Origin of the sequence: Pseudomonas azotoformans (assembly GCF_001579805.1) — a bacterium.
In the GTDB taxonomy this organism is placed as follows: Bacteria; Pseudomonadota; Gammaproteobacteria; order Pseudomonadales; family Pseudomonadaceae; genus Aquipseudomonas; species Aquipseudomonas azotoformans_A.
Genome location: NZ_CP014546.1, coordinates 2,388,771 through 2,400,378, shown reverse-complemented (window position 1 = coordinate 2,400,378; position 11,608 = coordinate 2,388,771). Strand labels below are relative to the sequence as shown.

General features: G+C 61.3%; 9 protein-coding genes and 1 pseudogene. 5 read left to right on the top strand and 5 right to left on the bottom strand.

Going from position 1 to position 11,608, the window contains the following annotated elements; all coding sequences use genetic code 11:
• Positions 1 to 21 precede the first annotated feature (21 nt).
• The 3 genes and pseudogenes from cysN to AYR47_RS11075 all read right to left on the bottom strand — a co-directional run bounded on the left by cysN (position 22) and on the right by AYR47_RS11075 (position 3,743).
• A pseudogene (gene cysN / locus AYR47_RS11085) lies at positions 22 to 1,921 on the bottom strand (sulfate adenylyltransferase subunit CysN).
• A gap of 9 nt (positions 1,922 to 1,930) precedes the next feature.
• Positions 1,931 to 2,848, bottom strand: coding sequence for a sulfate adenylyltransferase subunit CysD (cysD, locus tag AYR47_RS11080; RefSeq protein ID WP_005784641.1), 918 nt, complete (start codon positions 2,846 to 2,848; stop codon positions 1,931 to 1,933).
• 136 nt (positions 2,849 to 2,984) lie between these two features.
• Positions 2,985 to 3,743: a Nif3-like dinuclear metal center hexameric protein gene (locus AYR47_RS11075; RefSeq protein ID WP_033896983.1), complete on the bottom strand. Its 759-nt coding sequence runs from the start codon at positions 3,741 to 3,743 to the stop codon at positions 2,985 to 2,987.
• A gap of 101 nt (positions 3,744 to 3,844) precedes the next feature.
• Here AYR47_RS11075 and algW point away from each other — a divergent pair, with 101 nt between their 5' ends.
• Together algW and AYR47_RS11065 are read left to right on the top strand one after the other, a co-directional pair.
• Positions 3,845 to 4,999, top strand: coding sequence for a Do family serine endopeptidase AlgW (algW, locus tag AYR47_RS11070; protein ID WP_061435266.1), 1,155 nt, complete (start codon positions 3,845 to 3,847; stop codon positions 4,997 to 4,999).
• A 112-nt stretch (positions 5,000 to 5,111) separates the two neighbouring features.
• Positions 5,112 to 7,208: a TonB-dependent siderophore receptor gene (locus AYR47_RS11065; RefSeq protein WP_061435264.1), complete on the top strand. Its 2,097-nt coding sequence runs from the start codon at positions 5,112 to 5,114 to the stop codon at positions 7,206 to 7,208.
• On the opposite strand, the gene hemH is transcribed toward AYR47_RS11065, so the two are convergent.
• Both hemH and AYR47_RS11055 read right to left on the bottom strand, forming a co-directional pair.
• Positions 7,203 to 8,225 carry a ferrochelatase gene (hemH, locus tag AYR47_RS11060; protein ID WP_061435262.1) on the bottom strand — a complete coding sequence of 341 codons (1,023 nt, stop codon included), beginning with the start codon at positions 8,223 to 8,225 and terminating at the stop codon, positions 7,203 to 7,205. The genes AYR47_RS11065 and hemH overlap by 6 nt on opposite strands.
• A gap of 14 nt (positions 8,226 to 8,239) precedes the next feature.
• Positions 8,240 to 9,139: a TIGR01777 family oxidoreductase gene (locus AYR47_RS11055; RefSeq protein ID WP_061435260.1), complete on the bottom strand. Its 900-nt coding sequence runs from the start codon at positions 9,137 to 9,139 to the stop codon at positions 8,240 to 8,242.
• A gap of 197 nt (positions 9,140 to 9,336) precedes the next feature.
• Between AYR47_RS11055 and AYR47_RS11050 the strand changes: the two genes are divergently transcribed.
• From AYR47_RS11050 to AYR47_RS11040, 3 genes are all read left to right on the top strand, one after another.
• The gene (locus AYR47_RS11050) at positions 9,337 to 10,323 is read left to right on the top strand and encodes an NAD(P)/FAD-dependent oxidoreductase (RefSeq protein WP_016977058.1); all 987 of its coding nucleotides are present in this window, start codon (positions 9,337 to 9,339) and stop codon (positions 10,321 to 10,323) included.
• Positions 10,320 to 10,535, top strand: coding sequence for a TIGR02450 family Trp-rich protein (locus tag AYR47_RS11045; protein WP_033896978.1), 216 nt, complete (start codon positions 10,320 to 10,322; stop codon positions 10,533 to 10,535). Before AYR47_RS11050 ends, AYR47_RS11045 begins: the two co-directional genes overlap by 4 nt.
• 113 nt (positions 10,536 to 10,648) lie before the next feature.
• On the top strand, positions 10,649 to 11,608 hold the full coding sequence (locus AYR47_RS11040; RefSeq protein ID WP_061435258.1) for a YbgA family protein: 960 nt from the start codon (positions 10,649 to 10,651) through the stop codon (positions 11,606 to 11,608).

Sequence of the window (11,608 nt, the reverse complement as noted above, 5' to 3'; positions counted from 1 at the left end):
GCTTTTTTGTGGCTGCGATCTTTAGATCGCGCCGCGCTGACGCAACAGCTCTAGCACTTGCTTGACGCTTTCTTCCAACGACAAGGCCTGGGTGTCGATCACCAGGTCGGCATTCAACGGCACGTCGTACGGGAAGGATTCGCCAGGGATGTTATCCCCACCCGCCGCGTACAGGCCCTGCGGATCACGCTCGGCGCACACCAACGGCGACGCTTGCACGTAGACGGTCAGCAAACGATCACTGCCAATCAGCGCCTTGGCCTGTTCGCGGCCTTCGGCATCCGGCGCCACGAACGCGGCCAGGGTCAGCAGGCCCGCCTCGTTGAACTGACGCGCTACGTGAGCGGCACGACGCCAGTTCTCGGTACGCCCAGCCCGGTCCTGCGGCAAGCCTTTGTTCAGGTCGTGACGCAGGTTCTGGCCATCCAGCACGAACACCGCACGGCCCATGTCGAAGAGCTTGCGCTCAACCGCGTAGGCCAAGGTGCTCTTGCCGGCGCCCGACAGGCCACTGAACAACACGGTGGCCGGTTGCTGGCCAAAGCGCAGTGCGCGTTCTTCGGTGGCGACGTGAGCCAGCTTGCCGTGTTGCGCCGAGCTGCCGTGGGTGACCGGCGGCGCGATGATCATGCCCGCTGCCACGGTGCCGTTGGTCAAACGGTCGATGACAATGAACGCGCCGGTGGTGCGGTTGCTGTCGTAACCGTCCAGGGCGATGGCGGCGTCGAGGCTGACCTTGACCCGGCCAATTTCGTTCAGTTGCAGCGAACTCGCCGGACCTTCGGCCAGGGTGTTCACATCCACGCGGTGCACGATGCTGGTGATGGAACCCGGCACGTAGCTGGTGGCGCGCTTGATGTCGTATTTCTTGCCCGGCAGCATCGGCTCTTCGGCCATCCACACCAGCATGGCGTCGAAGGCATCGGTCACTTGCGGCACGTTGTCGGCGTGTACCAGCAGGTCGCCACGGGAGATATCGATCTCATCTTCCATGGTCAGGGTCACGGCTTGGCCTGGGCCGGCGTGTTCCAACTCACCTTCAAAGGTGACGATGGATTTGACGCGGCTGCTCTTGCCCGACGGCAGCACCACGACTTCGTCGCCCTTGTGCACGATGCCGCTGGCCAGGGTGCCGGCGAAACCACGGAAGTTCAGGTTCGGACGGTTCACGTACTGCACCGGGAAACGCAGGTCGGTGTAGTTGCGGTCGTTGGCGATCTCGACGGTTTCGAGGATCTCCATCAGCGACTGCCCGGTGTACCAAGGCGAACGCTCGCTCTTGTTCACCACGTTGTCGCCCTTGAGCGCCGACATTGGCACGAACGCCAGGGTGCTCGGCTTGAACGCGATACCGTCGGCGAACTTCAGGTAATCGGCCTTGATCTGCTCGAATACGCTCTGGTCGAAGCCGTTGATGTCCATCTTATTGACGGCCACCACGATGTGCTTGATGCCCAGCAACGAGGCGATGAAGCTGTGGCGACGGGTCTGGGTCTGCACGCCATAACGTGCGTCAATCAGGATGATCGCCAGGTCACAGGTGGAGGCACCGGTGGCCATGTTGCGGGTGTACTGCTCATGGCCGGGGGTGTCGGCGATGATGAATTTGCGCTTGGCGGTGGAGAAGTAGCGGTAGGCGACATCGATGGTGATGCCTTGCTCACGCTCGGGCCTGCAGGCCGTCGACCAGCAGTGCCAGGTCGATATCGTCGCCGGTGGTGCCGGACTTCTTCGAGTCGCGGGTGATGGCTTCCAGATGATCTTCGTAGATCATCTTGGAGTCGTGCAGCAGGCGCCCGATCAGGGTGCTCTTGCCGTCGTCGACGTTGCCGCAGGTCAGGAAGCGCAACATTTCCTTGCGCTCGTGCTGGCCCAGGTAGGCGAGGATGTCCTCGCTGATCAAATCAGATTGATGCGACATGACAGCCCCTTAGAAATAGCCTTGACGTTTTTTATCTTCCATCGAGCCTGCACCATCGTGGTCGATGACACGGCCCTGGCGCTCGGAAGTTCGCGTCAGGAGCATTTCCTGAATGATGTCCGTCAGCGTCTCGGCTTCGGACTCCACCGCGCCCGTCAACGGGTAGCAGCCAAGGGTACGGAAACGTACTTTCTTTTTGACGATTCGGGCTTTGTCTTCGTCGGACAGGTGCTCGAGGATGCGGTCGTCGTCGATCATGATCAACGTGCCGTTCTTCTCGATCACTTCACGCTCGGCGGCGAAGTACAGCGGCACGATCGGGATGCCTTCGAGGTAGATGTACTGCCAGATGTCCAGCTCGGTCCAGTTGGACAGCGGGAACACACGGATCGACTCGCCCTTGTTGACGTTGCCGTTGTAGACGTTCCACAGCTCGGGCCGCTGGTTTTTCGGGTCCCAGCGGTGCTTGCTGTCGCGGAACGAATACACGCGCTCTTTGGCGCGGGATTTCTCTTCATCGCGACGGGCACCGCCGAAAGCGGCGTCGAAACCATGTTTGTCCAACGCCTGCTTGAGGCCTTCGGTCTTCATGATGTCGGTGTGCTTGGCGCTGCCGTGGGTGAAGGGGTTGATACCCTGCGCCACGCCGTCCGGGTTCACGTGGGTGATCAAGTCCAGGCCCAGCTCCTCGACCATCTTGTCGCGGAACTTGTACATCTCCTGGAATTTCCAGCGGGTGTCGACGTGCATCACCGGGAACGGCAGTTTGCCCGGGAAGAAGGCCTTGCGTGCCAGATGCAGCATCACGGCGGAGTCTTTACCGATCGAGTAGAGCATCACCGGGTTGTCGAACTCGGCGGCGACCTCGCGGATGATGTGGATGCTTTCCGCCTCCAGCTGTTTCAGATGCGTCAGTTTGTCGACCATGGTTACTCACGGAAAAACGATCTTATGGACGGCCAGCGGGCCGTGTTCGAGCGGGGCATGCTAGCACAGCACCTGCTTCTATTCAGGGAGCCAGCTAGATCGAAACGGTATATGAATATGCCCCCAGGTTTGGCCCTCAAATCGGGTTGGGGCAGTCGATGAACAGATGCTCCAGGGCAAAGCGCCGCGCCAGGTAATCACCCAGGGCCTGTACGCCGTAGCGCTCGGTGGCGTGGTGGCCGGCGGCGATGAAGCTGATGTCGTTTTCGCGGGCGCTGTGGAAGGTCTGCTCGGAGGCTTCGCCGCTCAGGTACAGGTCGACGCCAGCGGCAATCGCCTGGTCGATGTAGCCCTGGCCACCGCCGGTGCACCAGCCGACGCGGCGGATCATGTCGCTGCCTTCGATCAGCAGCGGTTCGCGGCCCATGACTTCCTGCACGCGGCGCGCGAAATCACGGGGCGACAAGGGCTCGGCGAGGGAGCCGACCAGGCCGACGATCTTGGGGTTGCTCGGGTCCAACGGGCCTTCGACGGTGATGTCGAGTTGACGGGCAAGTTGCACGTTGTTGCCGACGTCGGGGTGCAGGTCCAGCGGCAGGTGGTAGGCCAACAGGCTGATGTCGTGCTTGAGCAGGGTCTTGAGGCGACGCTGCTTCATGCCGGTGATGCAGGGGTTTTCGCCTTTCCAGAAATAGCCGTGGTGTACCAGGATCAAATCGGCCTGGGCTTCGACGGCCGCGTCCAGCAGGGCTTGGCTTGCCGTCACGCCACTGACGATGCGCATCACTTGCGGGCGGCCCTCGACCTGCAGGCCATTGGGGCAATAATCGGCAATTTTGGCGCTGCCGAGGTAGCGGTCCGCTTCCTCGACGAGGGTGGTAAGGGGGACGGCCATAAAAGACTCCTAAATATCCCGTTCGCAGGCGTCACAGCCTCGTATAATGCGCGACATTATGGGCGCTCTCTCGCCCCCTGCAACCTGTCAGGACTTACTTGATGCTCAAGGCGCTGCGTTTTTTTGGATGGCCATTGTTGGCTGGCGTGCTGATCGCGATGCTGATTATTCAGCGTTACCCCGAGCTGGTGGGCCTGCCCAGCCTGGATGTGAACCTGCAACAGGCACCGCAGACCAGCGCGGTGGTGCAAGGCCCGGTGACTTATGCCGACGCGGTGACCATCGCCGCCCCGGCGGTGGTCAACCTGTACACGACCAAGGTCATCAACAAACCGGCGCACCCGCTGTTTGAAGACCCGCAGTTCCGCCGCTACTTCGGCGACAACGGGCCCAAGCAGCGGCGCATGGAATCCAGCCTGGGTTCGGGCGTGATCATGAGCCCAGAAGGCTACATCCTCACCAACAACCATGTGACCACCGGCGCCGACCAGATCGTGGTGGCCCTGCGTGACGGCCGCGAAACCCTGGCCCGCGTGGTGGGCAGCGACCCGGAAACCGACCTCGCGGTACTCAAGATCGACCTGAAAAGCCTGCCGTCCATCACCCTCGGCCGTTCCGATGGCTTGCGCGTCGGTGACGTGGCATTGGCCATCGGCAACCCGTTCGGTGTGGGCCAGACCGTGACCATGGGCATTATCAGTGCCACCGGGCGTAATCAGTTAGGCCTTAATAGCTACGAAGATTTCATCCAGACCGATGCGGCGATCAACCCGGGCAACTCCGGCGGTGCGCTGGTGGATGCCAATGGCAACCTGACCGGTATCAACACGGCGATTTTCTCCAAGTCCGGCGGCTCACAGGGCATCGGTTTTGCGATCCCCGTGAAGCTGGCGATGGAAGTGATGAAGTCGATCATCGAGCACGGGCAGGTGATCCGTGGCTGGCTGGGGATTGAAGTGCAACCGTTGACCAAGGAACTGGCCGAGTCCTTCGGCTTGACCGGACGCCCAGGCATCGTGGTCGCCGGGATCTTCCGCGATGGCCCGGCGCAGAAAGCCGGCCTGCAACTAGGGGATGTGATCCTCAGCATCAATGGTGAACCGGCGGGTGATGGCCGTAAGTCGATGAACCAGGTGGCGCGGATCAAGCCGACCGACAAGGTGGCGATCCAGGTGATGCGCAACGGCAAGGAGATCAAGTTGCTGGCGGAAATCGGTTTGCGTCCACCGCCGGCACCGATCAAAGAAGAGGAATAAAGCGCCTCGTCCAGGTGCCCATTCGCGGGCACCTGTAAGTTGATGTTTCAAGGCAAGCCACTCTCATTTGGCATGTTATATTGTTTCAATATCGCTATTGGAACGCTCTATCATGCCGTCTCGAAGAATCGCCCCCTTGGCTGGCCTGGCCTTGGGTTTGCTGCTCGACCCCGCCTATGCCGAAGACAACACCCTGGAACTCGACACCATCAGCGTCACCACCGACGCCTATGAGTCCGCCGCCGGCCCCGTCAAAGGCTATCGCGCCAACCGCTCGGCCAGCGCGACAAAGACCGACACCGCGATTCGTGACATCCCGCAATCCATCAGCGTAATTCCCGCCACGGTGCTCAAGGACCTGGGCAGCACCAACGTAGAACGCGCCCTGGAGTTTGCCGGCGGCGTGTCCAAGCAGAACAACTTCGGTGGCCTGACCCTCTACGAATACAGCGTGCGCGGCTTCACCACGTCGGAGTTCTATCAGGATGGTTTCAGCGCCAACCGTGGCTACCCCAGCACACCGGACGCGGCGAACATCGAACGCATCGAAGTGCTCAAGGGCCCCGCCGCCAGTTTGTACGGCCGCGGTGATCCCGGCGGCACCGTAAACATCGTCACCAAGAAGCCCCAGCCTGAAGCCTTCACCACCCTGCAAACCAGCGCCGGCAGTTGGGACCGTTATCGCACCGCCGTGGACGTCAACACCCCGCTGGACAGCGAAGGTAAGGTACTGACACGGGTCAACCTGGCAGTGGAAGACAACCACAGCTTCCGCGACCAGGTGCAGAGCAAGCGGGTATTCGTCGCGCCTTCGTTCAGTTGGCAGTTGGACCCGGACACCAGCCTGCTGGTGGAAAGCGAATTCGTGCGCCACAGCTCCACCTTCGACCGTGGCATCGTCGACGCCCCCGGTATATCCCGCTCCACCTTCCTCGGCGAACCCAACGACGGCGACATCGACAACCACAACAACCGCATTCAGGCGACCCTCGAACATCACCTCAACGACGCCTGGAAACTGCGCCTGGCCAGCCACTACAAGCAAGGCAGCCTGTGGGGCGACGCCTCGGAAAACCGCGCGCTGAACGCCGACGGCCACACCGTCAACCGCCGCTACCGCGAACGCTCGACGGGTTGGCACGACAGCATTACCCAGCTGGAGCTGCGCGGCCTGTTCGACATCGGCAGCTGGCAACACGAACTGCTGGTCGGCACCGAATACGAGGACTACCGCAAGAAGGAGCGCGTGACCGCTATCGCCGGCAGCCCGTACGCCATCGATATCTACCGCCCGGTCTACGGCCAGCCCAAACCCAACGGCGCGCGCTCCGGCACCGACTTCTTCGAACAGACCAAAAGCCACGCGCTGAACCTGCAGGACCAGATCATCTTCACCGACCGCCTGCGCGGCATGCTCGGTGCGCGCTTCGAGCATTTCGAACAGAGCATCGACGACTTCACCCGCAACCACGCCAAGAGCCAGCAGACCCACGACGCTTTTACCCAACGCGCCGGCCTGCTCTATCAGCTCACACCGCAGGTCGGGGTGTTTGCCAACGCCTCCACATCGTTCAAGCCCAACAGCGGCCTGGACGCCAACAACAAATCCTTCAAGCCCGAAGAAGGCGTGGGTTATGAAGTGGGGATCAAGAGCGAGCTGTTCGACGACCGCCTCAGCGCCACCCTCGCCGCCTTCCATATCGAAAAGGAAAACGTGCTGACCCTGGACCCGGCCACCAACCTCAACCGCGCCGTGGGCAAGGCGCGCAGCCAGGGTTTTGACCTGCAACTGACTGGGCAAGTGACCGATGCCGTACGGGTGATTGGCGCGTTTGCCTACATCGACGCTGAAGTAACCAAAGGCGAAAAAGCCATTCCGGCCGGCAGCCGCATCCTTGGCGTGGCCAAGCGCAGCGGCAGTCTTTTGGGCGTGTATGAGTTCCAGGATGGCGCATTGCGCGGCTCGGACCTGGGCGCGGCGTTCACGTATGTGGGCGATCGTTCCGGTGAGGCCGGCACGAATTTCGAGCTGCCGGCCTATCACACGGTCGATCTGCTGGCGCATTACAAGGCCACGGAGAACGTCACCGTGGGCCTGAACCTCAACAACCTGTTTGATGAGAAGTACTTCGAGCGGTCCTACAGCAACTATTGGATCAACCCCGGTGAGCCGCGCAATCTAACAGTCAGTTTGACGCTGAGCCTATAGGGAGCCCGGCGCTCTTTCACATAAGGTATTGAGCGCCTTCGCCCACTGCGGGTCATCATTCAGACACGGCACCAGCACCAATTCCTCCCCCCCGGCCTCGCGGAACTGCTCCAACCCGCGATCGCCGATTTCCTCCAGCGTTTCGATGCAATCAGCAACGAACGCAGGGCACATCACCAGCAGCTTTTTCACACCTTGCTGGGCCAGGGTTTCCAGGCGAGCTTCGGTGTAGGGTTCGATCCATTTGGCCCGGCCCAGGCGCGATTGAAAGGCCACTGACCATTTATCCTCCGGCAGACCCATGCGCGCGGCAAAGTCCCGCGCGACGCTGAAGCACTGCCCGCGATAGCAGGTGGCGCGCACTTCGGGGGACGCGTTCACGCAGCAATCGGTGGCGCCATCGAAGGTATGCCCAGGGTTGAGTTTTTGCAGATGGCGTTCCGGCAGGCCGTGGAAGCTGAACAGCAGATGATCGTAGTCCTGCTGCAAATGCGGCTTGGCACTGGCCACCAGGGCGTCGAGGTATTCGGGTTGATCGTAGAACGGTTGCAGGGTGGCGAATTGCAGGTCGAGTTTTTTCTCTCGCACCACACGCCGTGCTTCTTCCACCACCGTGGTCACGGTGCTGTCAGCGAACTGCGGGTAAAGCGGCGCCAGGGTAACCTTGCGAATGCCCTGGGCGGCGAGACGTGTCAGCACAGTTTCAATGGACGGCTCGCCATAGCGCATCGCCAACTCCACCGGGCCTTGGGTCCACTGCGAAGTCATCCGCTGCTGCAAACGACGACTGAGTACCACCAACGGCGAGCCCTCATCCCACCAGATGGACGCGTAGGCGTGGGCCGACTGCTCGGGGCGCTTGATCAGGATCAGCGACACCAGCAAGCGCCGCACCGGCCACGGCAGGTCGATCACATAAGGGTCCATCAGGAACTGATTGAGGTAACTGCGCACATCGGCCACCGAGGTGGACTTTGGCGAGCCCAGGTTGACCAGTAACAACGCGTGATCCGTCATGCAACATCCTATCTCTAGAGGCGGCTGGACAAGTCGTCCAAGGCCGCGCGCAACTCAGTGAACTGGAAAGTGAAACCGGCGGCCAGCAAGCGTTCGGGCACCGCCTTCTGCCCACCCAGCAACAGGCCAGACAACTCGCCCAGGCCCACCTTCAATGCAAAGGCCGGCATCGGCATGAACGCCGGACGGTGCAGCACCTGGCCCAGGGTTTTCGCAAATTCGCGATTGCGCACCGGGTGTGGCGCGCAGGCATTATAAGGACCACGGGCATCCGGCTTGTGCAGAAGAAAATCAATCAGGGCGATTTGATCCTGGATATGCACCCACGGCATCCACTGCCGACCATCGCCGATAGGCCCGCCCAGCGCCAGTTTGAAGGGCAGCAACAGCCGCGACAAAAAGCCGCCCTCGGCCGACAGCACCAGGCCGGTCCGCACCAACACGACACGAATGCCCAAGGCTTCGGCGCGCTGGGCGGTTTCTTCCCAGGCGATACACAACTGGCTGGGGAAATCGTCCTGCACCGGGCCGCTGGCTTCGGTCAATTCCCGCTCGCCGCCGTCGCCGTACCAGCCAACCGCTGAACCGGAAATCAACACCGCTGGTTTTTGCTCCAGACCTTCAAGCCATGCCAGCAAGTTTTCAGTCAGACTGATGCGGCTGCTCCACAAGAACGCCTTGCGCTTGTGGGTCCAGGGGCGATCAGCAATGGGCGCGCCGGCCAGGTTAATGACCGCATCCACCGGGCCGATCACCTGTTGCAGGTGTTCGACGCCTGCGACTTGAGCGCCGCATCGCTTGGCAACCTGTTCCGGCTGACGACTCCACACCGTCAGCCGATGCCCCTGCGCAAGCCAGTGTTGGCAGAGTTGGCGGCCGATCAGGCCAGTACCGCCGGTCAGCAAAATGTGCATGGGATCTTCCTCATGTAACGTTCGCCGCCCCGCACTGGTCTATTTTATAAGCAGCGGGCGTAACGTTGGATTAAGCCTCTGCTTTAACAATAGGTCACGCCGTAAGAACAGGTAAGCCAAAACTTATACCAAAAAACAATATTGTACAGCTATTGGTGTCGGCGTAGTCTGTACCCAACGGTAAAACGAGGCCTCCCATGACTGTTCCCATCGCGATCATCGGCACCGGCATCGCCGGTCTCTCCGCCGCCCGAGCGTTACGAGACGCGGGGCACGTTGTACAACTCTTCGATAAAAGCCGCGGCAGTGGTGGCCGCATGTCCAGCAAGCGCAGCGATGCCGGCTCCCTGGACATGGGCGCACAATACTTCACCGCACGCGACCGGCGCTTCGTCAACGAAGTGCAACGCTGGCAAAGCAATGGCTGGGCCGAGCAATGGAAACCCCAGCTGTACAATTTCAAGTCCGGCCAGCTGACGCCCTCCCCCGATGAACAGATCCGCTGGGTCGGCACGCCGCGCATGAGTGCGATCACCCGCGCCCTGCTCGACGACCTGCCAGTGGCGTTCGGTTGCCGCATCACCGAGGTATTCCAGGGCAAGCAACACTGGAACCTGCTGGATGCCGACGGCGAAAACCACGGCCCGTTCAGCCACGTGATCATCGCCACCCCAGCGCCGCAGGCCACCGCCCTGCTGGCCGCCGCGCCCAAGCTGGCCAGTGCCGCCGCCGGCGTGAAAATGGACCCTACCTGGGCCATCGCCCTGGCGTTCGACAAGCCCCTGGATACGCCGATGGAGGGCTGTTTCGTGCAAGACAGCCCCCTCGATTGGCTTGCGCGTAACCGCAGCAAACCGGGACGTGACACCCACCTCGACACGTGGGTACTGCACGCCACCAGCACGTGGAGCAAGGCCCACCTGGACCTGCCCAAGGAGGCGGTAATCGAGCACCTGCACGGCGCCTTCGCCGAATTGCTGCACAGCGCCATGCCCGCGCCGTCGTTCAGCCTGGCGCACCGCTGGCTCTATGCGCGACCGTCCAGCAGCCACGAATTCGGCGTGCTCGCCGATGCCGACCTGGGCTTGTACGTGTGTGGCGACTGGTGCCTGTCGGGCCGGGTCGAAGGGGCCTGGCTCAGTGGCCAGGAAGCCGCGCGACGCTTGATCGAACACCTGCAATGAACCGCATCAATCCGGCTAAATTGCTGCTGTCGAAATGGACAGCAGCTCATCCTCGCAACAAAGAAAAACACTTTTTGGTCACCGAACTGTTTCGGGATGAAGAAGGCGTGGTGCTGGAAATCGAACTGCAAGCCGTCATGACCCGACGCGCCGAACGCTTCGCCTGGCAAACCCTGCAAAATGCCGACGCCTGGAAAATCGGCTGGAAATAATTGCCCTGCGAAAAACTTGTACAAAAAATTTGACTTGTACAGCATCGAATCTATGATGGGATTTAGTTGTACAAGATTTAAGCCTTGTACAGGAATCTTGCAGAGGTTCGTTTATGTCCAGCCCCACCAAACCAAAGATCGCCATCAGCGCCTGCCTCCTGGGCGAGAACGTGCGCTTCAACGGCGGCCATAAACAATCCCTGCTGTGCAGCCAGACCCTTGCCGACTATTTCGACTTCGTGCCGCTGTGCCCCGAGGTCGCCATCGGCCTGGGCATTCCCCGCGAACCGATCCGCCTGGTGGGTGACCCGGCCCACCCGCAAGCTGTCGGCACGGTGCACCGCGAACTGAACGTCACCCAGCCGCTGGACGATTACGGCCAGCAGATGGCGTCAGAACACACCGACCTGTGCGGTTACATTTTCATGCAAAAGTCACCCTCGTGCGGCCTGGAGCGGGTCAAGGTCTACCGCGACAACGGCACCCCAGTCGACGGTGGTGGGCGCGGCATCTACGCCCAAGCCTTTTGCGCGCGTCACCCCAATCTGCCGGTGGAAGAAGACGGTCGATTGAATGACCCGGTGCTGCGGGAAAACTTCCTGACCCGCGTTTTCGTCTACGCCGATTGGCAACAGCTGTTGGCTGAAGGGCTGACCCGCCACCGCCTACTGGCCTTCCATTCACGCTACAAATACCTGTTGATGGCCCACAGCCCGGCGCACTACAAAAGCCTCGGCCACCTGCTGGGCAGCATGACCAAAGAGACCCACCTCGATGAATTGGCCGCCTGTTACTTCAGCGACCTGATGACAGGCCTGAGCCAATGCGCCACCCGCGGCACCCACACCAATGTGCTGCAACACATCAGCGGTTACCTCAAACAAGTCATCAGTGCCGACGACAAGCAGGAAATGCAGACCGTCATCGGCCAGTACCGCCAAGGCATCGTGCCGCTGGTGGTGCCACTGACCCTGCTCAAGCACCACTTTCGCCAACACCCGGACTGCTACATCGCGCAGCAGGCCTACCTGCAACCGCACCCGGAAAACCTCAGCCTGCGAAATGCGATCTAG